This window comes from Lysobacter sp. S4-A87, assembly GCF_022637455.1.
Classification (GTDB): domain Bacteria; phylum Pseudomonadota; class Gammaproteobacteria; order Xanthomonadales; family Xanthomonadaceae; genus Lysobacter_J.
Genome location: NZ_CP093341.1, coordinates 2,369,672 through 2,396,059, shown reverse-complemented (window position 1 = coordinate 2,396,059; position 26,388 = coordinate 2,369,672). Strand labels below are relative to the sequence as shown.

Annotated in this window: 23 protein-coding genes and 1 pseudogene; 14 read left to right on the top strand and 10 right to left on the bottom strand. The window is 68.3% G+C overall.

From position 1 onward, the window contains the following. Positions 1 to 242 precede the first annotated feature (242 nt). Together dnaN and dnaA are read right to left on the bottom strand one after the other, a co-directional pair. On the bottom strand, positions 243 to 1,343 hold the full coding sequence (gene dnaN / locus MNR01_RS10760) for a DNA polymerase III subunit beta (RefSeq protein WP_241917805.1): 1,101 nt from the start codon (positions 1,341 to 1,343) through the stop codon (positions 243 to 245). Between the two features lie 303 nt (positions 1,344 to 1,646). Then, positions 1,647 to 2,972 (bottom strand): chromosomal replication initiator protein DnaA, encoded by a 1,326-nt coding sequence (dnaA, locus tag MNR01_RS10755; RefSeq protein ID WP_241917804.1) that lies wholly within the window; start codon positions 2,970 to 2,972, stop codon positions 1,647 to 1,649. Between the two features lie 416 nt (positions 2,973 to 3,388). On the opposite strand from dnaA, the gene rpmH reads away from it, so the two are divergent. The 5 genes from rpmH to MNR01_RS10730 all read left to right on the top strand — a co-directional run bounded on the left by rpmH (position 3,389) and on the right by MNR01_RS10730 (position 8,419). After that, positions 3,389 to 3,529 (top strand): 50S ribosomal protein L34, encoded by a 141-nt coding sequence (rpmH, locus tag MNR01_RS10750; protein WP_031374044.1) that lies wholly within the window; start codon positions 3,389 to 3,391, stop codon positions 3,527 to 3,529. Between the two features lie 56 nt (positions 3,530 to 3,585). Beyond that, on the top strand, positions 3,586 to 4,029 hold the full coding sequence (gene rnpA, locus MNR01_RS10745; RefSeq protein ID WP_241917803.1) for a ribonuclease P protein component: 444 nt from the start codon (positions 3,586 to 3,588) through the stop codon (positions 4,027 to 4,029). Between the two features lie 15 nt (positions 4,030 to 4,044). Further along, positions 4,045 to 5,766 carry a membrane protein insertase YidC gene (gene yidC / locus MNR01_RS10740; RefSeq protein WP_241917802.1) on the top strand — a complete coding sequence of 574 codons (1,722 nt, stop codon included), beginning with the start codon at positions 4,045 to 4,047 and terminating at the stop codon, positions 5,764 to 5,766. 83 nt (positions 5,767 to 5,849) lie between these two features. Next, positions 5,850 to 7,196, top strand: coding sequence for a tRNA uridine-5-carboxymethylaminomethyl(34) synthesis GTPase MnmE (gene mnmE / locus MNR01_RS10735; protein WP_241917801.1), 1,347 nt, complete (start codon positions 5,850 to 5,852; stop codon positions 7,194 to 7,196). 185 nt (positions 7,197 to 7,381) lie between these two features. Continuing rightward, the gene (locus MNR01_RS10730; protein ID WP_241917800.1) at positions 7,382 to 8,419 is read left to right on the top strand and encodes an energy transducer TonB; all 1,038 of its coding nucleotides are present in this window, start codon (positions 7,382 to 7,384) and stop codon (positions 8,417 to 8,419) included. 206 nt (positions 8,420 to 8,625) lie between these two features. On the opposite strand, the gene MNR01_RS10725 is transcribed toward MNR01_RS10730, so the two are convergent. The 4 genes from MNR01_RS10725 to MNR01_RS10710 form a co-directional block, all read right to left on the bottom strand. Further along, a complete protein-coding gene (locus MNR01_RS10725; RefSeq protein WP_241917799.1) occupies positions 8,626 to 9,840 on the bottom strand; it encodes an ABC transporter permease in 1,215 nt (404 codons plus the stop codon). After that, positions 9,837 to 10,583, bottom strand: coding sequence for an ATP-binding cassette domain-containing protein (locus MNR01_RS10720; protein WP_241917798.1), 747 nt, complete (start codon positions 10,581 to 10,583; stop codon positions 9,837 to 9,839). The genes MNR01_RS10725 and MNR01_RS10720 overlap by 4 nt, the downstream gene beginning before the upstream one ends. Further along, positions 10,580 to 12,136 (bottom strand): alpha/beta hydrolase, encoded by a 1,557-nt coding sequence (locus MNR01_RS10715; RefSeq protein ID WP_241917797.1) that lies wholly within the window; start codon positions 12,134 to 12,136, stop codon positions 10,580 to 10,582. The genes MNR01_RS10720 and MNR01_RS10715 overlap by 4 nt, the downstream gene beginning before the upstream one ends. A 109-nt stretch (positions 12,137 to 12,245) precedes the next feature. Next, a complete protein-coding gene (locus tag MNR01_RS10710) occupies positions 12,246 to 13,013 on the bottom strand; it encodes a ferredoxin--NADP reductase (RefSeq protein WP_256451840.1) in 768 nt (255 codons plus the stop codon). Positions 13,014 to 13,216: 203 nt separating this feature from the next. On the opposite strand from MNR01_RS10710, the gene MNR01_RS10705 reads away from it, so the two are divergent. The 4 genes from MNR01_RS10705 to MNR01_RS10690 all read left to right on the top strand — a co-directional run bounded on the left by MNR01_RS10705 (position 13,217) and on the right by MNR01_RS10690 (position 16,558). Next, positions 13,217 to 14,158 (top strand): ABC transporter ATP-binding protein, encoded by a 942-nt coding sequence (locus MNR01_RS10705; RefSeq protein WP_241920590.1) that lies wholly within the window; start codon positions 13,217 to 13,219, stop codon positions 14,156 to 14,158. A 70-nt stretch (positions 14,159 to 14,228) separates the two neighbouring features. After that, complete coding sequence (locus MNR01_RS10700; RefSeq protein WP_241917796.1) at positions 14,229 to 15,029, top strand: ABC transporter permease; 801 nt, start codon at positions 14,229 to 14,231, stop codon at positions 15,027 to 15,029. Between the two features lie 10 nt (positions 15,030 to 15,039). Further along, the gene (panE, locus tag MNR01_RS10695) at positions 15,040 to 16,026 is read left to right on the top strand and encodes a 2-dehydropantoate 2-reductase (protein WP_241917795.1); all 987 of its coding nucleotides are present in this window, start codon (positions 15,040 to 15,042) and stop codon (positions 16,024 to 16,026) included. A 94-nt stretch (positions 16,027 to 16,120) separates the two neighbouring features. After that, complete coding sequence (locus tag MNR01_RS10690; RefSeq protein ID WP_241917794.1) at positions 16,121 to 16,558, top strand: hypothetical protein; 438 nt, start codon at positions 16,121 to 16,123, stop codon at positions 16,556 to 16,558. 54 nt (positions 16,559 to 16,612) lie between these two features. Here MNR01_RS10690 and MNR01_RS10685 read toward each other — a convergent pair whose 3' ends face one another. Next, on the bottom strand, positions 16,613 to 18,613 hold the full coding sequence (locus MNR01_RS10685; RefSeq protein ID WP_241917793.1) for a winged helix-turn-helix domain-containing protein: 2,001 nt from the start codon (positions 18,611 to 18,613) through the stop codon (positions 16,613 to 16,615). Positions 18,614 to 18,803: 190 nt separating this feature from the next. On the opposite strand from MNR01_RS10685, the gene MNR01_RS10680 reads away from it, so the two are divergent. Further along, positions 18,804 to 19,091 (top strand): hypothetical protein, encoded by a 288-nt coding sequence (locus MNR01_RS10680; RefSeq protein ID WP_241917792.1) that lies wholly within the window; start codon positions 18,804 to 18,806, stop codon positions 19,089 to 19,091. A 6-nt stretch (positions 19,092 to 19,097) separates the two neighbouring features. Here MNR01_RS10680 and MNR01_RS10675 read toward each other — a convergent pair whose 3' ends face one another. Next, positions 19,098 to 19,904, bottom strand: a complete 807-nt coding sequence (locus MNR01_RS10675) for a TatD family hydrolase (protein ID WP_241917791.1) — start codon at positions 19,902 to 19,904, stop codon at positions 19,098 to 19,100. Between the two features lie 96 nt (positions 19,905 to 20,000). Here MNR01_RS10675 and hrpB point away from each other — a divergent pair, with 96 nt between their 5' ends. Beyond that, the gene (hrpB, locus tag MNR01_RS10670; protein ID WP_241917790.1) at positions 20,001 to 22,529 is read left to right on the top strand and encodes an ATP-dependent helicase HrpB; all 2,529 of its coding nucleotides are present in this window, start codon (positions 20,001 to 20,003) and stop codon (positions 22,527 to 22,529) included. A gap of 22 nt (positions 22,530 to 22,551) precedes the next feature. After that, positions 22,552 to 23,571, top strand: coding sequence for a hypothetical protein (locus MNR01_RS10665; protein WP_241917789.1), 1,020 nt, complete (start codon positions 22,552 to 22,554; stop codon positions 23,569 to 23,571). A gap of 27 nt (positions 23,572 to 23,598) precedes the next feature. Here MNR01_RS10665 and MNR01_RS10660 read toward each other — a convergent pair whose 3' ends face one another. Further along, a complete protein-coding gene (locus MNR01_RS10660; RefSeq protein ID WP_241917788.1) occupies positions 23,599 to 24,264 on the bottom strand; it encodes a Fe2+-dependent dioxygenase in 666 nt (221 codons plus the stop codon). 141 nt (positions 24,265 to 24,405) lie between these two features. Between MNR01_RS10660 and MNR01_RS10655 the strand changes: the two genes are divergently transcribed. Further along, complete coding sequence (locus tag MNR01_RS10655) at positions 24,406 to 24,762, top strand: hypothetical protein (RefSeq protein ID WP_241917787.1); 357 nt, start codon at positions 24,406 to 24,408, stop codon at positions 24,760 to 24,762. Between the two features lie 31 nt (positions 24,763 to 24,793). Here the strand turns inward: MNR01_RS10655 and MNR01_RS10650 are convergent, their stop codons facing one another. Next, positions 24,794 to 25,897 (bottom strand): hybrid sensor histidine kinase/response regulator, encoded by a 1,104-nt coding sequence (locus MNR01_RS10650; protein WP_241917786.1) that lies wholly within the window; start codon positions 25,895 to 25,897, stop codon positions 24,794 to 24,796. Positions 25,898 to 26,196: 299 nt separating this feature from the next. On the opposite strand from MNR01_RS10650, the pseudogene MNR01_RS10645 reads away from it, so the two are divergent. Further along, positions 26,197 to 26,388 (top strand): annotated as a pseudogene (locus tag MNR01_RS10645) (aldo/keto reductase); the annotation flags it as partial.

Genomic DNA, 26,388 nt, shown 5'->3' with positions numbered 1-26,388 from the left:
AGTTTACCGGCCGTAGCCCGGGTAAGCGCAGCGCACCCGGGGAAGCGCATCGGGGGCTGTAGCGACCAGGTTGCCATGTTCCACGTGGAACACGCGCCTAATCGGCGAAAATCTGGCGTATCCCGGGGACCTTGGGTAGGGGCAATCTGACTCTCCCCCCGGGTGCGGCCTTTGGCGTTACCCGGGCTACGAAAAAGCCCGGCGCTGGGCCGGGCTTTCTGGAGTCGCTGCGAGAACGCTGGTCAGAGGCGCAGCGGCATCACCACGTGGCGGCAACGGTCGTTCGCCGCTTCGCGCACCAGTGCGGACGAGTTGGCGTCACGCAGGGCGATCACGACGTGCTCGTCCTTCAGGGCCGAGAGCGCATCGAGCAGGTAGTTCACGTTGAAGCCCACGGCCAGGTCGTCGACCTTGGTGTCGGCTTCGACTTCTTCCTGCGCTTCTTCCTGTTCCGGGTTGTGCGCGCTGATCTTCAGCTGGCCCGGCGAAACCTCCAGGCGGACGCCACGGTACTTCTCGTTCGACAGGATCGCGGCACGCTGCAGCGAGGCGCGCAGCACTTCGCGGTCGATGCGGATCTCGCGGTCGGCACCGATCGGAATCACTGCTTCGTAGTCCGGGAAGCGGCCGTCGATCAGCTTGCTGGTAAAGGTCACGTCGTCGCGCTTCACGCGCAGGTGGCCACGACCCATTTCCAGCTCGAGCTCGCGTTCGCCGCCTTCGAGCAGTCGCTGCAGTTCCTGCACGCCCTTGCGCGGCACGATGATCTGGCGCTTGGTCTGGGCGCCGTTTTCCAGCGGTGCTTCGCACAGCGCCAGGCGGTGACCGTCGGTGGCCACGCAGCGCAGGCTGGATTCGCGCAGGTCGAACAGCAGGCCATTGAGGTAGTAGCGAACGTCCTGCTGCGCCATCGCAAAGGCAGTGCGTTCGATCAGCTCCTTCAACGCTGCTTCCGGCACGCGCACGCGCTCGGTGGCTTCGACTTCGTCGATCGACGGGAAGTCGTTCGCCGGCAGGCTCGCAAGGGTGAAGCGCGAACGGCCGGCCTGCACCGTGATCTTTTCCGCCGACTGCGAAATGGTGACCTTGCTGCCGTCGGGCAGGGCGCGAACGATCTCGAACAGCTTTCGCGCCGGGATCGTGGTTTCGCCGTCCTGGGCGTCATCGACCAGAACCCGAGACACCATCTCCACTTCCAGGTCGGTACCGGTCAGCGACAGCTGTCCGTCCTTCACCTGGACCAGAAGGTTGGCCAGAACCGGAAGGGTCTGGCGGCGCTCGACAACGTTGACGACCTGAGCGAGCGGCTTGAGAAAGACTTCGCGTTGAAGGCTGAAACGCATGCGGACCCCGTCCCCGTGCCATTACTAAAGATGTGGAATAAATCAAAAGCATGGTGGTGGTGGAGTCGCCGAAAATCCGGGAAAACAGCACCAAACATTTGATTTATAAGGATTTTGTTGCCTTCGAAACTTCGGTAGAACTACCCCTGTAAGTCCCGGACAAACTGTGGACAACTCTAACGCACCGGTGAAGGGTGTGAATTGTCCACAACTTGTGCCCGCAACATACACGGCTTACCCGCAGGGCTTGAGGATAAGTATGTCCCGACCGGCGCAGCTTTGCGCTGCGGCCGATTGGCGGACTTACTCACTGAGCTTGCGGATCAGCTTGTCCCAGTCTTCGCGCAGCTTGCCGTCGGTTTCCATCAGCGTGCGGATCTGCCGGCAGGCATGCAGCACGGTGGTGTGGTCGCGACCGGCGAAGGCGTCGCCGATCTCCGGCAGGCTGTGCTCGGTCAATTCCTTGGCCAGGGCCATCGCCATCTGCCGCGGACGTGCCAGTGAGCGCGTGCGGCGCTTGGACAGCAGGTCCTTCATCTGCAGGCCGTAGTAATCGCCGACGGTCTTCTGGATGTTGGGGATGCCGATCGCCTGCTGCTGGGCACGCAACAGGTCGCGCAGCGTCTCCTGGGCGAACTCGACGGTGATCGCGCGGCCGGTGAAGTTGGCGCGCGCGGTCAGGGTGTTGAGGGCGCCCTCGAGGTCGCGCACGTTGCTGCGCATCTTCTTGGCGAGCAGGAAGGCGACTTCCTCGGGAATGTTGGCGCCGCGCTCGCGCGCCTTCGACAGCACGATCTGCGCGCGCGTCTCGAAGTCCGGCGGCTCGATCGCCACGCTCAGGCCCCAGGCCAGGCGCGACTTCAGGCGCGGCTCCAGGCCTTCGACTTCGCGCGGGTAGCGGTCGCAGGTCAGGATGATCTGCTGCTTGCCGTCGAAGAGCTGGTTGAAGGTGTGGAAGAACTCTTCCTGGGTGCGGTCCTTGCCGGCGAAGAACTGGATGTCGTCGATCAGCAGCGCATCGACCTGCTGGAACTGGCGCTTGAACGCATCCATGGTCTTGTCCTGCAGCGACTTCATCATCGCGCTGAAGAACTGCTCGCTGCGCAGGTACAGCACGCGCATGTTCGGGTTGGCGCTGCGCATGGCATTGCCGGCGGCGAACATCAGGTGGGTCTTGCCCAGGCCGGTGCCGCCGTACAGCAGCAGCGGGTTGTGGGCGCGGTCGCCGGGCTTGAGCGAGGCCTGCCAGGCGGCGGCACGACCGAGCTGGTTGCTGCGGCCTTCGACGAAGTTGTCGAAGGTGTAGTGATTGTCGAGGTGGCCGTTGAACGGCTCCGACGGCACAGCACGGGCCATCGGGGTCGGTTCGACCTGCGGCATCGGCATGGCCGCGCGCGGCAGCGAGCCGATTTCCAGGCTGACTTCGCCGCTGCCGGCGAAGTAGGTCAGCAACTCGCGGATGCGGGCCAGGTAGCGTTCGCGCACGTGCTCGACGACGAAGGCGTTGGGCGCGTAAAGCACGGTGACATCGTCACGCTGGGCAGCCTGGAGCGGCTTGAGCCAGGTGTGGACATCTTCGGCCGGCAATTCGGCTTCAAGGCGTTCGAGGCAGCGGGGCCAGGCATCCATCAGGTAGGGCGTCTTCTTCAGTTGCGGTCTGCGGGCCTGAGGCCTCGGACGAAAAGCGGCCCGCCACGCGATGCGTACATCGCGGCGAACGGGGCGGGGGGTGGAGGCCAGACTATCACCGGGAATCGGCGCGGAACAGGACTTGTCCACAGGCAAATTAACAGGTAGTCCACAGGGGTAACCTGGCGCAGCCGGGCTACCTCCCAACGTTTGCGCTGCAAACTTCGGGCCTACTGCGTGTTGTCCACACCCCATTCGCGCTTTCGCGCGAATCGCCCCTGGCTCCGGGGGCTGGCGCCATGTTCCCGGGCGTTTGCGGAAGGCGGCTACTGACCGAGGGTTCACGTGGGTTGACCTGGCGTTCCCGGACCCGCTAGAATCGCCGGTCCTATTTGACGTTTTCGCAGAGCCGGATCATGGCCACCAAGCGCACCTATCAGCCCAGCAACCTCAAGCGCAAGCGCGACCACGGCTTCCGTGCCCGCATGGCGACTGCCGACGGCCGCAAGATCCTGGCCCGTCGTCGCGCCAAGGGCCGCAAGCGTCTCTGCGCCTAAGCGTCGCCGCTGCCGCCTCGTGCGGCAGCCGACCGGCCTGCGCCGGTAGTCCCTAGATGATATCGGCCCGCTTCCCGCGCACGGCGCGGGTACGAGCGCGTTCCGACTTCGATCGCATCTTCCAGCATGGCCGGCGCGTTGCGCTGCCCGTGCTGGCTTTGCATTGGCAGGCCAGCGAGAACGCGCCGCGCCTGGGCCTTGCCGTTTCGCGCAAGGTCGATCCCCACGCGGTCGGTCGCAACCGCATCAAGCGCGTCCTGCGCACTACCTTCCGTCAGATCCGTGGCGAACTCGCCGCGGGCGACTATGTCGTGGTCGCTCGTCCGGCCGCTGCACGCAGTACCGGTCCGGAACTCGCCGCGGCCCTGCGTGGTCTGTTGCAGCGCTGCGGCGCCCTGTCCGCCGCGGCACCCGCGCCTTCATTGCCCCCGACTTCTGCGACCGGCACAATGCCGGCCGCTTCCCCTTCCGCCCCAATGCCTGACTCCGGTCAAGGCTGAGCCCGCCTGTCGCCCATGAACCAGACCCGTGTTTTTCTGATCTTCGCCTGGCTGATGGTGGCGACCCTGCTGTGGATGGAGTGGGGCAAGGAGAAGGCCGCACCGGCCGAACCCGTGCAGGCCTCGGCATCGACCGTGACCGCCGCCGCCAGCGGCGCCGTCCCGGGCGCGCCGGCTACCCCGGCCGCACCGGGCGCCGTGCCCAGCGCACCGGGCATGGCCGCCGCCGTGTCGCCGGCCGCCACGAGCGCAGCCGCTGCGCCGACCGCGACCGTCACCACCGATGTGCTCAAGGTCGTCCTCGATGGCGGTGAGCTGCGCCAGGCCGACCTGCTCAAGTATCCGAGCACCGCCGACCGCGACAGCGCGCCGGTGCGCGTGTTCGCACAGGACCCGCAGAACTACTTCGTCGCCCAGAGCGGCTGGGTGCAGAGCGGCGCGGCCAATGGCCAGAATGCGCCTACCCACCAGGCCGGCTTCGTGCCCGAAGGCGGCAAGACCGACTACACGCTGGCCGATGGCGCCCCGAGCGTCGACGTTCCCTTCGTCTGGACCGGCGCCGATGGCGTGACCATCCGGCGCACCTATACCTTCAGCCGCGGCGACTACGTGGTGAAGGTGCGCGACGAAGTCGTCAACGCCGGCAGCGCGCCGTGGCAGGGCTTCGTCTATCGCCAGCTCAGCCGCGTTCCGCGCGCACTGGTGAAGAAGGGCCCGATGAGCGCCGAGCAGTACAGCTTCCAGGGCGCGGCGTGGTACTCCAGCGCCGACAAGTACGAGAAGCGCAAGTACGACGACTTCGTCGATGACGGTCCGCTGCAGAAGGAAGTCACCGGCGGCTGGGTCGGCATGCTGCAGCACCACTTCTTCTCGGCCTGGATCCCGGGCGCCAACGACAAGAGCACGTTCTCGCTGGCAACCACCCAGGGCGCCGGCGGCACCCAGTACGTGGTGCGCGAGGTCGGTCCGGGCGTGAACGTCGCCCCGGGCGCGACGGCCAGCACCGAAGCACGCCTGTGGGTCGGCCCGAAGCTGGTCAAGGCGATCGAAGCGCAGAACGTCCCCGGCCTGGACCGCGCGGTCGACTTCAGCAGCTTCAGCATCATGGCCACGATCGCCAGCTGGCTGTTCTGGGTGCTGGAGCAGATCTACCGCCTGGTCGGCAACTGGGGCTGGTCGATCGTCGGCCTCGTCCTGCTGATCAAGCTGGCGATGTTTCCGCTGTCCGCGGCGCAGTACAAGTCGATGGCCAAGATGCGCAAGTTCCAGCCGCGCATGGCGCAGCTCAAGGAGCGCTACGGCGACGACAAGCAGAAGCTGCAGATGGCGATGATGGAGCTGTACAAGAAGGAGAAGATCAATCCGGTCGGCGGCTGCCTGCCGATCCTGCTGCAGATGCCGGTGTTCCTGGCGCTGTACTGGATGCTGTCGGAGTCGGTCGAGCTGCGCCACGCACCGTGGATCGGCTGGATCACCGACCTGACCTCGCGCGATCCCTACTTCGTGCTGCCGCTGATCAACGTTGCGGTGATGTGGTTCACGCAGAAGCTCAACCCGACTGCGGGCATGGACCCGATGCAGGCGAAGATGATGCAGTTCATGCCGCTGGTGTTCGGCGTGATGTTCGCCTTCTTCCCGGCTGGCCTGGTGCTGTACTGGGTGACCAACGGCGCGCTCGGCCTGCTGCAGCAGTGGTGGATGGTCAAGCGCTACAGCGAGGAGCCGGCCAAGGCCTGAGCCTTGCGGCAATGACACTCACAAGGCCCGCCGCAAGGCGGGCTTTGTGTTTGTGGAAGGCCGTTGTCTGCGACCATATCGCCATGACCAGCCCCGCCCGCGACACCATCGCCGCGATCGCCACCGCCCCGGGCGCGGGCGGCGTCGGCATCGTGCGGTTGTCCGGTCCGCGTGCCCGCGCCATCGCCGAAACCCTGTGCGCGCGGACACTCACGCCGCGCCAGGCGCACTACGTCCGCTTGACTGCCGGGGACGGAGCTGTCATCGACGACGGCATCGCCCTCTACTTCGCCGCGCCTGCCAGCTACACCGGCGAGGATGTGGTCGAACTGCAGGCCCATGGCAGCCCGGCCGTGCTGCACGAACTGGTGGCGCGCTGCGTCGCGTTGGGCGCGCGTCGGGCTCGGCCGGGAGAGTTCAGCGAGCGCGCCTTCCTGGAAGGGCGGCTCGACCTGGCCCAGGCCGAAGCGGTCGCCGACCTGATCGCCGCCGCCGATGTCCGTGCCGCCCGCGCCGCCCGGCGCGCACTCGACGGCGAGTTCTCGCGACGGGTCGACGCGCTGGCCGACGAACTGCTGGCGATACGCGTGCACGTCGAGGCGGCGATCGATTTTGCCGACGAGCCGATCGATACCCTCGGCGGTGCGCAGTTGCGCGCGCGCCTGGCCACCACCGCCAACGACCTCGACGCACTGCTCGCCGCCGCCGAGCGCGGCCGCCGCCTGCGCGACGGCCTGCACGCGGTGATCGTCGGCCCACCCAATGCCGGCAAGAGCTCGCTGCTCAACGTGCTGGCCGGCAGCGACCGCGCCATCGTCACCGACATCGCCGGGACCACGCGCGACCTGCTGCACGAGACCATCCGCATCGACGGCGTGGAACTGACCCTGGTCGATACCGCCGGCCTGCGCGAGGGTGGCGACGTCATCGAGCGCGAAGGCATGCGCCGCGCGCGCGGAGAACTCGGCCGCGCCGACCTCGCCATCGTCGTGCTCGATGCACGCGACCCCGACGCCGGCCGCCTTGCCGTCGTCGATGCGATCGCGGACGTGCCCAAGCGATTGTGGTTGCACAACAAGGCCGACCTGCTGGACACGCAAGTCGCCGCGACCGACCCGGACACCCTCCCGGTATCGGCGCGGACCGGCCTCGGCGTGGAGGCCCTGCACGCCCGCCTGCGGCAGCTTGCCCAGGGTAACGACGACGCTGCCGGCGAAGGCGCCTTCACCGCCCGTGCCCGCCACGTCGACGCCCTGGTCCAGGCGCGCACGGAACTCGCCGATGCCCGCATCCACCTCGACCACGAAGCGCTGGACCTTGCCGCGGAGGCACTGCGGCTTGGCCATGACCAGCTCGGTGAAATCACCGGGCGAGTCCGCGCCGATGACCTGCTCGGCCATATCTTCTCGAGCTTCTGCATCGGCAAGTGACCGCGCACGGCCGGCGGCCGGCCAGGCTGAACGGGCTACACCGGTCGGCTGCATCGGTCAGTGGAATTCAGTAACAGGCCGGGCAGATGGTAGGCTGCTGCCGCCACCGCTTGACAAACACGGCCCGCTCACGCGATTAAGAGCCGTGTGCTCGTGACGGCGCACTTCAGGGGAGCTTTGCCAATATGACCGTCGTAAATCCGCAAGCCCGGCGTTCCAGCCGGCTGTCCGCCGTAAAGCAGTTGTCCGCCGTGCTGGCCATCGCCTGCGCGCTGGCTGCCTGCCAGAAAGAAGAGCCAGCGCCGGAGAGCGCGGCTGCACCTGCAACCACCGCCGCCGCACCCGCGGTGACGGCCGACACCGCGGTGTCGGCAAAGGTAACGGCCATGACGGCCGACCAGTTGCGCGAGGCGGCCCGCAAGGCCTACGCCGAGAACCGCCTGTACGCTCCGGCCGAGGACAACGCGGTCGAGTACTACCTGGCCCTGCGTGACAAGGCACCCGGCGACGCCGCCGTGTCGAGCGCGCTGACCGACCTGCTGCCGATGACGGTCATCGCCATCGAACAGAGCGTCAACCGCGAAGACTTCACCGAAGCGCAGCGCCTGTCGGCCCTGCTCGAGAAAGCCGACGCGCAGCACCCGGCACTGGCCCGCCTCAAGACCAGCATCACCGCCCAGCAGGAAGCTGCCGGCAAGCGTGCCGCCCAGCAGCAGCTGACCGCCGAGGAAGAGACCAAGCGCAAGGCCGAGCTCGAGGTCAAGCGTGTGGAGGACCAGAAGAAGCAGCAGGAAGAAGCTGCCAAGCTCCTGGCGTCGCAGAACAAGGCCGCCGCCGACAAGGCTGCCGCGGACAAGCTCGCTGCCGACAAGGCCGCCGCCGACAAGGCTGCAGCCGACGAGCGTGCAGCCGAGCAGCGTGCCGCGATCGCCCGCCAGACCGCTGCCGCACCGGCCAGTGCCGATGCCAGCGACCTGCGCCCGCTGTCGATGCCGCCGCCGCGCTACCCGCCGGAGGCACTGCGTGCCGGCACCTCGGGTGAGGTGCAGGTCGAGTTCACCGTCGGCACCGATGGTTCGGTTACCGCCGCCCGCGTGGTGCGCTCCAACCCGGCGCGCATCTTCGATCGCGAAGCGGTCAATGCAGTACGCAAGTGGCGCTTCCAGCCGGTTGATTCGCCGGTGACCACGCGCCGCACGATCGGCTTCAATCCGCAGAGCTGATCAGGCCATGCGTCGCGGGGACGGTTGGGGAACCGGTCTCGCGGACGCAAGGCAGTAACAGGAAGGCCCGGCGAAAGCCGGGCCTTTTTTTGTGCCTGTTCTTCTGGGCTGCCGGAGGGCTGCACCGTCCTGGGACGGTGCTCTGGCGGCGTTCCCCGGGTGCGCTTCGCTTACCCGGGCTACGTGGGGCAAGGGCGCTTTGGACGTCAGCCGGAGATCGCCAGACGCTCCTGGTGATAGCGCCGCACCGCCGCGAACCACAACAGCGCCGCGACACCGAAGCCCGCCGCAAGGTAGATGGCCCACACGCGCGCGTCGATCGACTCGCCGCGGATCACCTTCAGCAGCATCTGGTTCTGCGCAAGGAACGGCACCGTGAACTGCCACATCTGCGTCTTGATGGGGTTCACCGCCAACGCGATGGTCGGGATCATCGGCAGCAGCATCAACCACGTCATGTGGCTCTGCGCTTCCTTCATGCTCTTGGCCGTCGCCGACAACAACGTCAGCAGCGTCGTGCCGATGAACAGCATCGGCAACAGCACCAGCAGCATCTTGCCGATCGCGCCGAAGCTGACATCGAGCATCTTGCCCACGCTGGTGCCGACCTGCGCGCTGAACTTGAATGCCAGAAGCGTCAACAACAGCGACAGCAACCCGAGCGCACACGCCGCAGCGATCTTGCCACTGACGATCGCGCCGCGACGGGCCGGCGTGGCCAGCAGCGGCTCAAGCGACTGGCGCTCACGCTCACCGGCGGTCGCATCCATGATCAGGTAGGCGCCACCCAGGAACGACATCAGGATCAGCAGGTACGGCATGATCGACGACAGCACCAGACCGCGCTTGGCATCTTCGGTGGCCAGGTCGCGACTGCCGACGTTGAGCGCGCGCGTAATTGATGGATCGATGCCGCGTGCAAGCAGGCGCAACGCGCCGACCTGATCGCCGTACGCCGTCAACGCCGCACGAAGGCGCGCACCGGGGATCTCGCTATCGCGACGCGTGCTGTCACGCACGATCTCGACCAGCGCCGGCTGACCCTCGTGCCAGTTGCGGGCGAAGCCGACACTGATACGCATGGCGACGTCGATGTCCTGGCGCGCGATCGCCGCGTCCAGATCGGCCGGTGCCGGCTTGGCCTCGATGCCCTGCGTGGCCAGGAACGCAACCAGGTTGGGCGCCCGTTCGATGCCGACGGTCGGGACCTCGAGCACCTTGTCGAGCTGCGTCCTGGCACGGCTCTCGGCAAGCGTGCCGATGCCGATCATCAGCAACGGATACAGCAGCGGCCCCATCAGCAGCGCGAGCGCCAGCGTGCGGCGGTCACGCGAGATGTCGCGCAGTTCCTTGCGCATCACCGACCACAACGTAGCGAGGCTGTTGCTGCGGGGCAGCTTGTCGGATTGGATCGGACTCATGCGTGCAGGCCCTCCTCCGAGCCGATCGCCTTGACGAAGGCGTCCTCGAGGTTGGCTTCACCGGTCTGCGCACGAAGCTCGTCGGCACTGCCCGCGGCCACGACCTGGCCCTTGGCGATGATGACGATGCGGTCACACAGCGCAGCGACCTCCTGCATGATGTGGCTGGAGAAGATGACGCAGCGGCCCTCGGCGCGAAGCTGTTGCAGGAAGGTGCGCATCGCGCGGGTGGTCATCACGTCCAGTCCGTTGGTCGGTTCATCAAGGATCACGTTGCGCGGGTCGTGCACCAGTGCGCGCGCGATGGCGGTCTTGGTGCGCTGGCCCTGCGAGAAGCCTTCGGTCTGGCGGTCGAGGATGTCGTGCATCTGCAACGCATCGGCCAGCGTCTGCGTGCGCTGCGCGATTGCCTGCGCGGACATGCCGTGCAGCTCGCCGAAGTAGGCAATGTTCTCGCGCGCGGTCAGGCGCTTGTAGACGCCGCGCGCGTCGGGCAGAACGCCCAGGGCGCGACGAACCGCTTCGGGATCGCGCGCAGCATCGATGCCGTCCACCATCACCTGGCCAGCGTCCGGTTTCATCAGCGTGTAGAGCATGCGCAGCGTGGTGGTCTTGCCGGCGCCGTTCGGGCCGAGCAGGCCGGTGATCTGGCCGTCGTGCGCTTCGAAATGAACGCCGTCGACGGCGCGCACGGTGCCGGTCTTGGTCTTGAAACTCTTGTGCAGGTCGTTGGCGATGATCATGGTTCCCACCCGTTGAAGCCGGTGAACGGCGGCACGTAGCCGATCGCGTCCACGCACTTGGCGTCGAGCTTGCGTGCGTCGGTCGATTCGAGGAACTGGCCCACCAGCTTCGGCACGCAGCCGACGCCGCTGACGTTGTGGCCCTGGCCGCGCAGCACCAGGTGGCGGCCATTGGGCAGGCCCTTGAGCACCTGCTCGCCATACGAGGGCGGCGTCACCGGATCGATCTCGCCCGACAGCAGCAGCGCCGGCACGTTCGACTTCAACGGCGCGTTGAAGTCGGCCGGACGCGATCCATGCGGCCAGCGGCTGCAGGCGGCGAAGAAGGCCGTCGCGACGTCCGCGCCCAGCACCGTGTCGGCATCGGCGGGATCCGGGCGATAGCGATCGGCATCCTCGGCGCAGATCACCGACCACTGCATGCTGCGCGACATCTGCCCGCCGACTTCGCGCGTCATCATCTGCGACAGCGCCATCAGCGGTGCGTAGCGGCCGCGGTCGGCCTCGTCGATCACCACCGGCAGCAGCGACGCCATCTGCGGCATGTACGAGAACAGATGGGTCAGGCCAACGACGGTATCGGCGGTGAGCGTGTCGTGCTTGACCTCGGCGCTGGCCGGATCGCGGTACTCGACGTCCACCGGGGCGGCAGCCAGGCGCGCCTTGAGCGCGTGCAGCTGCGTGCGCAGGTCCTGCGGGAAGCGCTTCCTGCAGCTGGCCAGTTTCTGGCACTGCGCGACCTGCAGACCCAGTGCACGCTCGAAGGTCCGGGCGAACTCGCCACCGACGACCAGCTCGTTCGGCGCTACGCCGTCGAGGACGATCGACCGCGTGTGCTGCCCATAGTGCGCGGCGTACTGCTGCGCCACGCGCGTGCCGTAAGACACGCCGACCAGGTTGATGCGGTCGACACCGAGCGCGGTACGCACCGCATCGAGGTCGGCAATTGCCTGCGTGGTGGTGTACTGGCGCGGGTCCGCCTTGCCGGCCAGCGCCTGGGCGCAACGTGCCGCGTAATCGGCGATTGCGTTCGCATCGGTTTCGTCGGCATCGGGCAGCGCGAGCTCACGGCCATTGCCGTCGCGGCAATCGAGCGGACTCAGCTTGCCGGTGCCACGCTGGTCGATCAGGACGATGTCGCGCTGCTTGCGCACATCGCGCAGCGCCACGTCGATCTGCGCGGCGTACTCGGTGGCGGCCTGGCCGGGGCCGCCGGCGAGGAAGAACACCGGATCGACGGTGCCACCCGACTGGTCGCTGGCAGGCAGCCAGGCCATGTTGAGGGCGATCCTGCGACCCTTGGGTTCGGCCGGGTTCTCGGCTACCTCGAACTTCGCGCATTGCGCGTCGATGCTGGTCGGCGACAGCGGCGCCGACAACGTGCACGGCTCGAATGCAATGGCGCCGAACATGCGTTGCCCGGTGGCCTTGGCCGTTCCGGACGATTCCGCGAGCTGCGATCCGCACCCCGGCAACAGCAGGCCCGACAACAGCAGGCCTGACCACAACGGGACCGCCGCGAGCGCGGCCGTCCTTCCCCCGATCTTGCGCATGGTTCCCTCTCGTCCATAAGGCAAAGCGCCTTCAAGGATGCCAGACGAGGGGCGCGGGATGAATGTGGCCGCGCGATGCTCCGACCAGGACTACCCCGGCCGTGGTGCCTTACTTGCTGCTGACGTACTTCTCGCGGCGGATCTGCGGCACCGGCAGGCCATGGCCCTTCAGTGTCTCGAAGCAGGCATCGACCATGTTCGGATTGCCGCACAGGTAGGCGATGTCGTCGCCGGCGCTGGGCGCGAACTCGTCGAGGTACTGCTGCACGTAGCCGTGGCGCACATCGGCGTGGGCCTGCGCCGAGCCGGGCTCGGGCAGCTCGCGCGAGAAGCACGGAACGAAGCGGAAGTTCTGCGGGTACTTGCCGGCAAAGGCGCGGAATTCGTCGCCGTAGAGCAGCTCGGCCGGCGTGCGCGCGCCGAACAGCAGCACGACCTGGATGCCGCGCTCGCGGATCTGCGCTTCCAGCTGCGGCAGCATGGCCCGGTACGGCGTGACGCCGGTGCCGGTGCCGATCAGCAGGTAGCGCTTGTTGGCGTCGGCCGGCATCAGGCAGAAGCGCCCGAACGGACCGCTGGCGTCCACCCGCCCGTCGGCCTCCAGCCCCTCGAACAACGCCGTGGCGGCGCCGCCGGCCACGTAGCTGACAGCGATCTCCACCGCCTCGCCCGGTCCCAGGGCGTGGTCGTGGATGGTGGCCAGCGAGTAGCTGCGCTTGGTCGCGGTGCCGTCGGCGTAGGTGAAGTGGACCTGGATGAACTGGCCCGGGATGAAATCCAGCGGCTGGCCGTCGTCGCGGACGAAGGTGTAGTGGCCGACCGTGGGGGCCAGCATCCGGCGCGAAACGAGCTTGAGAGGGAAATGCTGGATGGCCACGACAATACCGGTGGAAGTTGCAACAGACTGTAGCCGGAGTGCCGGCACGAGGCCGCCTATACTACCGGTTATCGCTGCGCGGCTCGCGGCGAAGGCACGCTTCACAACAGGCCTCCCAGATGACCCCGGCTTCGAACCTCTCCACCGCGGCAAGCGCCGCTTCCGCCACTGTCGCCCCCGCAGCAATCGCGCCCGCGCTGTCCGTGCGCGACCTGCGCAAGACCTACGACAACCGCGTGGAGGCGCTCAAGGGCGTCTCCCTGGATGTCATGCCCGGCGACTTCTTCGCCCTGCTCGGTCCCAACGGCGCCGGCAAGAGCACCCTGATCGGCATCGTCAGCTCGCTGGTGAACCTCAGCGCCGGCTCGGTGTCGATCTTCGGCGTCGACCTGGCACGCCAGCGCGACGCCGCCATGCGCCTGATCGGCCTGGTGCCGCAGGAGCTGAACTTCAACATGTTCGAGAAACCCCTCGACATCCTGGTCAACTACGCCGGCTTCTACGGCGTGCCGCGCGAGGAGGCGCTGCGCCGCGCCGAAGTCGAGCTCAAGCGCGCCCACTTGTGGGAAAAGGCCAACATGATGAGCCGCACGCTGTCGGGCGGCATGAAGCGCCGGCTGATGATCGCGCGGGCCATGATGACCCAGCCGCGGCTGCTGATCCTCGACGAACCCACCGCGGGTGTCGACATCGAGATCCGCCGCGGCATGTGGAAGACGCTCAAGGAGATCAATGCCGCCGGCACGACGATCATCCTGACCACGCACTACCTGGAAGAAGCCGAGAGCCTGTGCCGCAACCTGGCCATCATCGACCGCGGCCGCATTGTCGAGCGCGGCCCGATGAAGGTGTTGCTGGCCAAGCTCGACGTCGAGGGCTTCCTGCTCGACATCGACGGCCAGCTGCCGGCGACGCTGCCGCTGATCGAAGGCACGACCCTGCTCGCCGCCGACGACCACACCCTCGATATCGAGATGCCGCGCGCGATGGACCTCAACCGTGTGTTCGCCGTGCTGGGCGATGCTGGCATCCGGGTGCGCTCGATGCGGACCAAGTCCAACCGCCTCGAGGAACTGTTCGTCCGCCTGACCGGCGAGAACGCGCAGGACGGCACCGCGCAGGCGCCGCCCGAACAGGTTGCCTGATGAACTGCTCCCTGCCTTTCGCCCCCAGCGAAGGCGCGGAGCACACCACACCGAATTCGCAGGACGAAGCATGAACACCGCCGTCGCCAAACCCCTCACGGACCACCAGCGCAACCTGATCGCGCTGGGCACGATCGTCCGCCGTGAAATCAACCGCATCCTGCGCATCTGGGGCCAGACCCTGGTGCCGCCGGCGATCACGATGACCCTGTACTTCCTGATCTTCGGCGGCCTGATCGGTTCGCGCGTAGGCGAGATGGACGGCATCAAGTACATGGACTTCATCGTCCCCGGGCTGGTGATGATGAGCGTGATCCAGAACAGCTACGGCAACATCTCGTCGTCGTTCTTCGGCGCCAAGTTCGGTCGCCACGTCGAGGAGCTGCTGGTCAGCCCGATGCCGAACTGGGTGATTCTGGGCGGCTACGTCGCCGGTGCGGTCCTGCGCGGCCTGATGGTCGGCGCGATCGTGCTGGTGATCGCGATGTTCTTCACCAAGGTGCGCATCCCGCATCCGCTGGTCACCTTCACCACCGTCCTCCTGGGCGCGACGATCTTCTCGCTGGCCGGGTTCGTCAACGCGGTGTACGCCAAGAAGTTCGACGACATCGCGATCGTCCCGACCTTCATCCTGACCCCGCTGACCTACCTCGGCGGCGTGTTCTATTCGGTCAAGCTGCTGCCGCCGTGGGCCGAGGCGATGACGCACGCCAACCCGATCTTCTACATGGTCAACGCCTTCCGCTACGGCCTGCTGGGTGTCAGCGACGTGCCGGTGTGGGTGGCCTACACGCTGATGATGGCCTTCGTGGTGGCGCTGGCATCGCTCGGCCTGTGGCTGCTCAAGCGCGGCGTCGGCCTGCGCAGCTGAGGAGCGACGCATGCGCGTCCTGGTCCTCGGCGCCGGCGGCACCGGCGGCTACTTCGGCGGACGCCTGGCGCAGTCGGGCGCCGACATCACCTTCCTGGTGCGTCCGGCGCGCGCAGCACAGCTGGATGCACACGGCCTGGCATTGCGCAGCCCGCTCGGCGATGCCGACGTCGACGTTGCGCACGTCACCGCCGAGGCGCTGCCCGCACTGGCCCGCGAGCGCCCGTTCGATCTGGTGCTGCTGAGCTGCAAGGCCTACGACCTCGACAGCGCGATGGCCGCAGCGGCACCGGCCGTCGCCGAAGGCACCGCAGTCCTGCCGATCCTCAATGGTCTGGCGCACTACCCGCTGCTGGACCAGCGCTTCGGCCGGAAGCGTGTCCTCGGTGGCCTGTGCTTCATCAGCGCGATGAAAGGATCGCAGGGCGAAGTGCTGCACCTGGGCCGCCCGGCCTCGATCACCTTTGGCGAGCGCGATTCCAACCCCGATTCCAACCCCGATTCCAACCCCGAAGGCAATCCCGACAGCGAACGCACCCGTGCTTTCGCCGCGTTGTGTGCCGGCGCAGGCATCGATCACGTGCGCTCGCTGCGAATCGCCAAAGAGCAGTGGGGCAAGTACACCTTTCTGTCGACCCTGGCCGCAGGCACCTGCCTGATGCGAACCAGCGTCGGCGGCATCGTTGCCACCGAGGGTGGCGACGCCTTCATGCGCGCGCTCTACGCCGAATGCCTGGCCGTCGCCGATGCCGAAGGCGAACCGATCCCCGAGGCGGCCCGGCAGGCCGCGCTCGATACGCTGACCCAGACCGATTCGCCGCTGAAGGCCTCGATGCTCCGCGACCTCGAAGCCGGGCAACCGGTGGAGGCCATGCAGATCGTCGGCGACATGCTGCACCGTGCGCATGCAGCGGCGCAGCCGGCGCCGCTGCTTGCAGCGGCCTGGTGCCATCTGCAGGCATACGAGGCGGGACGCACCGCGCGCCGCCCTAGATGAGGCGCGATTAAGACAATTCTGATGGAGCGCCGCGGCGCGCGCGGCTTCAATTGATGCCTCCCTGCTCCAGCCTGGAGTGTCGAAAGGAGAGGTCATGGCAGGCAACCCGGCAAATGCCATGCGGACGTGCGCTGCCCTGACACTCGCGGCGATGCTCGTCGTCCCGTTTCCGGAAGCGGTACAGGCAAGGGAAGGCGGTCAGGAGAAGGACGCGTCGACGGCGGTCGCGCCGGAACATCTCCCGCCGCCAATGCAGCTCTCGATCCCGTCGATCACTCTCACCGGTAACCCTGAGAATCCGTTCGGGCTCCCGCCCGGCATGGATGGAACACGCAACCCGGACACCATATTCAACCGCTCGCAGCCTTCGTTCTCGCTACCGTTCAGCAGCGACGAGCCGCCGCAGAGCCCGCAGGAAGACATCTCCAACAAGGAAGCCTGCGCACGGGAACACCTCAGCCGCAACGACGACGGGCCACCGTCAGAGCGCGCGGAGTGCCAGGCACTCGGGATACCGCCCAGCTGGTTCTAGACCATGCTCCACCCGTCCGCACCCAACGCGGACGTTGAACCCACGAGCAGTGCGCTAATCGCAGGCTACGCCGACCCCATCGGCGCGACACACATCCGGCCAGCCATGCTCGCGCCAGTACGCCGCAATGCCGCTGCGCTGGAGGTAGCGCTGGAATGCCGGGTGCTGCCGCAGCTCGCGCGATTCGGGTTGCCAGAACACCCACTGGTAAGAGGCGTATCCCGCCTGCTGCACGGCATCGAGTCCATCGATGTCGCGCGCGTAATCGCGCACCGGCAACAGCAGGCGGGTGAAGTCGTACGGGACCTGGCCATGCAGCGGATGCCGTTCAGAGACATCGATCGCCGGCGGCACGGCTGGCCACAGCGTTGGGTCACGCAGTGCGGCGACGGCGGCCAGTTCCGATGCGCGCCAGGGCAGGTCGGCGGGCAACGCTTCGACCAGCCGTTGCGCGGTGGTGTAGTCGCGGCGCCATACCGCGTTGAAGAACGACGCGGTCGCGACGCGATCGGGCGGCGCCAGTGCCAGATGCTCCTGCGCCTCTTCATGGCGGCCCAGGGTGTCGAGCAGGCGGCCTCGCCAGAAATGCAGGTCCTGGTCGAACGGGGCCAGCTTCAGGGCCTCATCGGTCTCGCGCAGGGCCTGCTGGACGTAGCCGAGCGTCGCCAGGCGATAGGCGTACCATCCCCGGCACCACGCATCGGAAGGCGCCAGCTTGATCGCGAGCTGCGACAGGCGCATGCACTCGCTCCACTGCTGCGCGCGACACGCCTTGGCCGCGATGACGGCGTGGGCTTCGGGTTGCTGCGGGTCCAGTTGCAGTGCCCTTGCCGCCATCTGCTCGGCCTCGGCCCGCAGCGCGTCGCGGCCGGGCCGCGCCGACAGCGAGCGTCCCCACAGGATCACCGCCAGTCCGCCCTGTGCGCGCGCATAGTCGGGATGCTGGAGGGTCAGTTCGCGCAGTGCGGCTTCCGCCGCCTCGCCGCGATCCTCGCCTGCACGCGGCGACGCGTTGCGCGCCAGCAGGTAGCGCCGGTACAGCGCCGGATCCTCGCCGGCGCTCGACGAGGTCGCCGACAGGCCCAGCTGCAGTTCCAGCGTGTTGGCGATCGCGTAGGCAATACTGCGTTGCACGGCGAAGATGTCGCGGAACTCGCGGTCGAAGCTCTGCGACCAGATGGTGCGGTTGGCGTCGGCTTCGACCAGGTGCAGGCTGATGCGCAGGCGCTCACCGTCCTGGCGCACGCTGCCCTCGAGCAGGTGCGTGGCCTGCAACTGGCGCGCGACCTCGGTCATCGGCAGCGCGGGATCGCGGAACTTGAACGAGGCGGTGTGCGAGATCACGCGCAAGCCGTCGATGTGGGCGAGCAGCCCGATCATTTCCTCGCTCAGGCCATCGGCAAAGGCCTGGCCACGCGGATCGTCGCCAACTGCGCGCATCGGCAGGACGGCCAGGACCGGCGCCGGCGCCGCCTGACTGCCCGGTCGCGGTGATCGCCACAGCCAGACCGAAACAGCTACCGCGACCAGCGCGATCGCCATCGCCGCGCCATGGCGCAGCCAGCGCCGGGCAGGTGAACGCGCCGCGGGCGCCAGCACCGGCGTGGTCGGAAGCGCCTCTACCGGAAGCGGCACGCCAGCGCTGGCTTCGTCCACGGCAGGCGCGCTGTTGGCCACCGCAGCCACCACCGCGGCGTGTACCGGCGCGTCATCCACACTTGCGGCCTCCTGCGTCTGCGCCGGCAGGTCGAAGCGGTAGCCGTAGCCGTACACGGTGTGCAGGTAGCGAGAGCTGTGGGCGTCCTCGCCCAGGGCGTGCCGGACCAGGGTGATCACCCGGTTGAGCACGCCCGGGGTGACATGGCGATGGCCCCAGACCGCGTCGAGGATCTCGTCGCGGCAGAACACCTGGCCCGGTGAACCGGCCAGCAGCTCGAGCACCGCGAAGGCCTTGGGCTCCAGCGGCTGCGGCTGGCCCGCGCGCAGCAGGCGGCGTCCTGGCAGGTCCAGGACGATGTCGTCGAAGCGGAGCACGGGCGGAGTAGGGCGGGTCATCGCGTCACGTGGAAAAACACCCAATTACGGATACGCGGGCCGGTGGTGCACACGGCCTAAGCATTCCCCAAGCATTGGCCGCGGGCCCAACACAAGCCTGCGCCCGTCCTCAGCCCAGCCTCAAGACCTGCAGCGGGCGCGGCGCGAGGCTGGTCGCGCCGGAATCGACCGGCACCGCCTGGAGATTCCCATGAACACCCGTCTCTTCGTCCTCCTGCTGGCCGTCGTCGCGCCCGTCGCTGCCGCCCAGTCAGCCACCGACCCGATGTCGCCGACGATCACCATCGACTGCCAGCGTCCGCTGCTGCCCAGCCAGCAGGACATCGCCCGCCTGACCGGCGTCGACAACCTCGGCCAGGCCTATGCCGTGCGCACCCGCCTGATGATCGACACCCAGCGCGCCTGCCAGCGCAACGCCGGCATCGTCCAGCTGGTGCTGGCCAACCCGCAGGCACCCAGGCGGCTGGCCGGCCGTTGAGCGACCTCAGTCCGGCAGGCGGAAGAACGCGCGCGCCGTGGCGGTGCTGTTGGCCGCGGCTGTGGCGACGTCCTCGCCGCGGTCGCGGGCCAGCTCTTCGACGATATGGGCCAGGTACATCGGCTCGTTGCGACGGTGCGGCGGCGCCGGGCGGATCGTCCGCGGCAGCAGATAGGGCGCGTCGGTCTCGATCATCATCCGGTTGGCCGGGATCGACTTCACCAGTTCGCGCAGGTGCTGGCCGCGGCGCTCGTCGCAGAGCCAGCCGGTGATGCCGATGTGCCAGTCACGGTCGAGGTAGTCGAACAGCTCCTCGCGCGTGCCGGTGAAGCAATGCACGACCGCCGGACCGAGGCGGCCGTCGAAGTTGTTCATCATCGCCATGAAGTCGGCGTGGGCGTCGCGCTGATGCAGGAACAGCGGCTTGCCCACGCCGTCGACAGCGTGGTCGACGGCGATCTGCAGCTGCTGTTCGAAGGCCCGCCGCTGCGACGGCCGCGGCGAGAAATCGCGGAAGTAATCCAGGCCGCATTCGCCGACGGCGACGACTTCGGCGTGCGAGTGCAGTTCGCGCAGCTCCGCGTCGCACTCGCTGGTGTACTCGATGGCATGGTGCGGGTGCACGCCGGCGGTGGCGAACAGCGTGCCCGGATGCTGCCTGGCCAGCTTCAGCGCCAGCGGCGAATGCTCGCGGCTGGCACCGGTGACCACCATCTGCGCCACCCCGGCTTCGCGCGCACGCGCGAGCACGGCATCGCGATCGTGGTCGAACGAGTCGTGGGTGAGGTTGGCGCCGATGTCGACCAGTTGCATGTCAGGGGGGGGCAGTGCAGGGCGGGGCAGTTTAGCAACTGCGTCCCGGCGGACCGGTTTCGGCGCCATGGCGCGCTCGCGCCTTATCCTTGCGCGGTGAACGAGCAAGCCCGGCAAGCGCCCACATTCCCGATCGACGAACTGCTGCCGCGCATCCGCGACAGCCTGGCCGCACATCCGCGCCTGGTCCTGGAGGCGCCGCCAGGCGCCGGCAAGACCACGCAGGTGCCGCCGGCGCTGCTCGACGCACCCTGGCTGGCCGGCCAGAAGATCGTGATGCTGGAGCCGCGCCGCGTCGCCGCCCGGGCCGCCGCCGGTTTCATGGCCCGGCAGCGTGGCGAGGCGGTCGGCGAAACCGTCGGCTACCGGATCCGCTTCGAGAACAAGGTATCGGCGCGCACCCGCATAGAAGTGGTCACCGAAGGCATCCTGACCCGGATGCTGCAGGACGATCCGATGCTCGAAGGGGTTGGCGCGCTGCTGTTCGACGAATTCCACGAACGCCATCTCGCCGCCGACCTCGGCCTGGCGCTGGCGCTGGATGTGCAGTCGGGCCTGCGCGAGGACCTGCGCATCGTGGTGATGTCGGCCACGCTCGATGGTGAGCGCCTGGCCGCCTTCCTCGATGCGCCGCGGTTGAGCAGCGCGGGGCGCAGCTACCCGGTTTCGGTCGCGCATTTCCCGGGGCGGCGCGACGAGGCGATCGAGCAGCAGTCGCGGCGCGCGGTCGAGCAGGCGTTGGCGCAGCATCCCGGCGACGTGCTGGTGTTCCTGCCCGGGCAGCGCGAGATCGCGCGCGTGCAGGCCGCGCTCTCGGCGAGTCCGTCGTCCGCGGGCGGCGCGAGCGCCGACGTGCTGACCCTGCATGGCGAGCTGCCGGTGGAGCAGCAGTCGCGCGTGCTGCAGCCCGATCCCGACGGACACCGCCGCGTGGTGCTGGCCACCAACGTCGCCGAGTCCAGCGTCACCCTGCCCGGCGTGCGCGTGGTGATCGACAGCGGCCTGGCGCGTGAACCGCGCTACGACCCCAACAGCGGCTTTGCCCGGCTCGATGTGGTCAACATCGCCCAGGCCTCCGCCGACCAGCGTGCCGGCCGCGCCGGCCGCGTTGCCGAAGGCTGGGCGTACCGGCTGTGGCCGGAATCGCAGCGCCTGGAACCGCAGCGCCGGGCCGAGATCGGCCAGGTCGAGCTGGCGGGCCTGGCGCTGGAACTGGCGGCGTGGGGCGACGCCAACCTGCGCTTCGTCGACGCGCCGCCCAGTGGTGCGCTGGCGGCCGCGCGCGAACTGCTGCAGCGGCTGGGGGCCCTCGACGACGGTGCGATCACGGCACTTGGCCGGCGCATGCTCGCGCTGGGCACGCATCCGCGTCTGGCGGCGATGCTGCTGGCTCCCTCGCAGGCCAGCGAACAGGCCCTGGCCTGCGACCTCGCTGCACTGGTGGAAGCACGTGATCCATTGCGCTCGCGCAGCGATGCGCTGGCCGAACGCTGGCAGGCCCTGGCCGCGTTCCGCGCCGGGCGCGTCGGTGCCGATGCTTCGCGTTCTGCGCTGGCTGCCATCGACCAGGCCGCGAAGCAATGGCGTCGGCGCCTGCGTGTCGATGCACTTCCACCGGCCTCGGTGCCGCCGCACCTGCTCGGCGACCTGTTGCTGCATGCATTTCCCGACCGCATTGCGCGCCAGCACCCGAGCGATCCGTATCGCTACCAGCTCGCCAATGGCCGCAGCGCCAGGCTCTTCGACGACAGCGCGCTGTACGGCGAACCCTGGATGGCCATCAGCGAGCTGCGCGACGACCCGCGCGATGCGCGCGTGATGCGCGCGGCGCCGCTCGACGAACAGCGTCTGCGCAACGATTTCCCCAAGCGCTTCGTCAGCGAGGACCGCGTGGTCTGGGACAGCGCCCTGCGCGGAATAGCCGCCGTGCGCGAGCAACGCTTCGACCGCATCGTCATCGACAGCCGGCCACTGGCCAAACCCGACCCGTCGCGCTACGCCGACGCGCTGGTCGACGCGGTCCGCCAGCTCGGACTGTCGGCGCTACCGTGGACTTCATCGCTCTCGCAGTGGCGCGCGCGCGTTCGCTGCCTGCGCGCCTGGCTCCCGGAACTGGCCCTGCCCGACCTGTCGGACGAGGCATTGATGGCGACGCTGGAGCAATGGCTCAAGCCGGTGCTGAGCGGCAAGACGCGCCTGGACGGACTGTCGGAACACGAGCTCGGCGAAGCGTTGCGCTCGCTGCTCGACTGGTCGCTGCGACAGAAGATCGATGCCCTCGCGCCGACGCGGATGGCGGTGCCGTCGGGGATGGAGCGCGCCATCGAGTACGACTTCGACGATGCCGCCGGCGCGCCGGTGGCACCGGTGCTGGCGGTGAAACTGCAGGAGCTGTTCGGACTGGCCGACACGCCACGCATCGCCGATGGGCGCGTGCCCTTGACGCTGCACCTGCTCTCGCCCGGCGGCAAGCCGCTGCAGATCACCCAGGACCTGCGCGGCTTCTGGGACCGCACCTACCCGGAAGTGAAGAAGGAAATGAAGGGCCGCTACCCCAGGCACCCCTGGCCCGACGACCCGTGGACCGCGGCGGCCACGCACCGCGCCAAGCCCCGCGGCACCTGACTGGCTCGCTACACTCCGCGCCATGACATCACCGCTCGACGATCCCGGGTTCCTGCCATTCAAGCTCGACCTGGTCGGGCGACGCGTGTTGTTCCTGCGCCTGGATGCGGCGCAGCGACGCGATGCGGCCTTCCTCGACGATCGCGCGCTGCCGGCCAACGCCGATGGCGGCTGGGTGCCGCTCGAAGCGGTGCTCACGCGCGACATGGCCGTCGCCACGGCGGCCGATGCCATCTTCCACATCGGCCATTGCGGCTCGACCCTGCTCAGCCGCCTGCTCGATAGCTGGCCGCAGATGCAGGGCCTGCGCGAACCGCTGCCGCTGCGCACGCTGGCCGAGGCCTGGCCCGGGCTGGAGGAGCCGCAGTCTCGCCTGTCGCCCGCGCAGGCACCGCAACTCCTGCGCGCGCTGTGGTCGCGCTGGTCGCAGCCGCTGCCGCCGCAAACGCGCAGCGTGGTCAAGGCCACCAGCAGCTGCAATGGACTGATCGCGCCACTGCTGGATTGGCAGCCGACGATGCGCGCGGTCCTGCTCGACATGCCTTTGCGACCGTACCTGGCGACGTTGCTGAAATCGCCGGCATCGGTGCTCGACGCCGCCAGCGCTGCCGGCGAGCGCCTGCGCGACCTGCACGCGCGCGGCATTGCCGACGGCATCGCCCTGCATGCGCTCGGCCTGCCGCAGCAATGCGCGATGGGCTGGCTGGCCGAACGTGTCCGCTTCAACGCAATCGCGCGCGGCGACAACGCAGCACGCGTGCTGCGCATGGACTTCGATGCATTGCTGGCGCAACCGCGCGAGCAGCTGCAACGGCTCGCGGCACACCTCGACCTCGAACCTTCCGGCCTGGACAACGCGATGGCATCGCCAGCATGGGGCCGCTATTCCAAGGCCCAGGCGCACGGCTACAGCCGCGACGACCGCGCCCACGACCTGGCGCTGGCGATGCAGCGGCATGGCGCGGAAATCGCCGAAGGCGAAGCCTGGGTGGAAACGCTGCTGCAACGACACCCGCAACTGCGCGATATCACTGCCGCGTAGCGGGCTTTCAGTCCAGCGCGGGGCCGCTCAGGTATCGGCCCACATCCGGAACAGGTTGGTCCGCAGCGACTCCAGCAGCACCTGCAGGCGCTGGCGGTCGCCTCCGCTGGCGACCAGCGCGCGCGCTTCCTCCAGCTGCACCAGCAACTCGCGCTGCCCGCTGTCGGCCACCCAGCTCTGCAGCCAGGTGATCGCGGCCAGGCGCACACCGCGGGTGACCGGCGTGACGCGATGGATGGTGGTCGAGGGGTACAGGACCGCGCTGCCGGGTTCGAGCTTGTAGGTCAGCTCCTGCGCGCCGAGTTGGATGGTCAGCTCGCCGCCGTCGTAATCGGCCGGATCATTGAGGAACACCGTGCACGACAGGTCGCTGCGCATCGGCGGTGTCGACGGGAACAGCGCTTCGTCGACATGCCAGCCGTAGTTCATGCCCGGCTCGTAACGCACCACCGTGGTCCGCGCCATCGTCCGTGGCTGCGCGAACACGCGCAGCTCGGCGAAGCGCATCAGTGCATCGCGCGCGATCTGGGCGATGCGGGCGTTGGCCGGGTCTTCCTGTGGTGCCTGCAGGTTCTGCTTCACCGACGAATCGGGATTGGTGATGCGGCCGTCGCCGAAGCGCACCTGCGGCAACAACTCACGCACCGCCTGCAGTTCGGCGGCGGAGAGCACGTTGGGCAACACTCGGATCATGGCGGACCGCGCTCGAGCGAGATAGGCAACGGCCATGATCGGCATTCAGCCGCGAGCCGGCAACCTCGCGCCCCGCTCACGCCGCTTCAACGAAGCCGCGTGGACACTGCAGGCCTGCCAACGTTTCGTAGGTTTCCAACGATGAGCAAGCTTTCCGACCTGCCCGAACGCGCGCTGGAGCTGGCGTCCGCCGTCGGCGACAACCTCCGCCATGCCGTGCCCAGCGTCACCCAGCATGCCGGCAAATGGCTGGAAACAGGCGCCAAGCTGGGCGTCGTGAAGGGCGGGGTGCAGGTGGCGGGCAAGTTCGTGCGCCGCAATCCGGTGCTGGTGGCCGCCGCCGTCGCCGGTGCCGGTCTGCTCTGGTACGCCGCCAAGCGGCGTGCGCGCCAGGCCGAAAACGGTGGGGCGATCGAAGGCAGTGCACGCCGGGTCGAGGCGCAGCGCACCGCGCGCCGGCCGGCGCCGCGCCGGTCGCGACCGGCCGAAACCGAATAGGCGGCCGCGCCATCGCCCGCCGGGCACGCGCCTAGACGGTGATCGGCGCCGCCTCGGGCAGTTCGATGATGAACCGGGCACCGCCGTGGCGGCGCGGCTCGTACCAGAGCTGGCCTCCGGCGTTGGCGATGATGCGCTTGGCCAGCGACAGGCCCAGGCCATTGGACAGCCCGTTGGGGTCATCGCCTTCGTGCAGGCGCACGAACGGCTTGAACAGTTCGCGCTGGCGGTCGACCGGGATGCCCGGTCCGCGGTCGGCGACGATCAGCTGCCAGTAACCCGGTGCGCCGCTGCGCGCGGTCAGCAACAGCTCGCAATCGGGCGCGTACTTCATGGCATTGGTCACCAGGTTCTCGCTGACCTGGCGCAGCACGCGCGGGTGGATCGCGACGTGGGCCGGTCCCGCCGGCGGACGCAGATCGACGCGGATACCGCGTGTCTCGAGCTGGATCTCGTAGCGCTGCAGCAGCCACTCCAGGGTTTCGCCCAGATCGGCGCGATCGGCCGCGGCTTCCTGCGCGCGCCGCCCGCCCTGGCTTTCCAGGTAGTGGCGGATGTAGCCCAGGGCGTCGTCGGCGCTCTCGTGGATCATCTGCAGGTAGCGCGGCACCCGTTCGGGCTTGCACACGCCGCTGCGCAGCAGCTCGCCGGCAAACAGCACGCTGCTGAGGGGGTTCTTGAGGTCGTGGGCGACCAGGTTGACCAGTTCCTCGCGTTCGCGGGCAACGCGTTCGAGGCGGTCGCGGGTCAGCTTCAGGCCGACGTGGGCATTGACCCGGGCCAGCAGTTCTTCGGGCAGGAAGGGCTTGGTGACGTAGTCGACCACGCCGGCGTCGAAGGCACGCAGCAGCAGGTCGCGGTCGTGGGCGGCGGTGACGAAAACCACCGGCACCTGCAACGGGCCGAGCTCGTGCAGCGAGGCGAGCACGTCGAAGCCGTCCATGCCCGGCATCATCATGTCGAGCAGGATCAGGTCCGGCGGCGATTCGACGTAGCGCTGCAGCGCTTCCTCGCCGCTGCCGGCGGTGATCACCTCGTAGCCCTGGCGGGCGAGCAGCGTTCCGACCACGCGCAGGTTCACGTTCTGGTCGTCGACGACCAGGATCCGGCCCGAATTGCTTGTCGCTATGGCCATGCGTCCGTGTCCCCGTGGCGGCGACGTCCCCTTCCGCGCCGCGGCAGCATCGGTCCAGACGTTAGCAGAAACCTGCCGGAATGCGTGCATTTGGCATCCTTTTGCCCGCAATCCCGTGCCGGCATCGGTCGACATCCGGTCATGGTCCGCAACACGGCGTTGCGGGATGCGTCTGCCCCATGGACCACAACGCACCGCATCATGTAACACCCTACTCCCGCCGCGACCCCCATATGAGCCAGTCCTCCCGTCCGCTTGGCCGTTCGTCGCTGCAGGTGGCGCCGTTTGCGTTCGGCGGGAACGCCTCGGTCGAGGGTTCGCTGCAGCGCCTGCAGACCGACGTCATCGACCTCTACCAGGCCCATGCCGACGACCCCGACACGCCCCTGGCCGAGACCCTGGGTGCCTTCGCCCGACTGATCGAACAGGGCAAGGTGCGCGTCATCGGGGCGTCCAACTACAGCGCGTCGCGCCTGGCGCAGGCGCTGGAC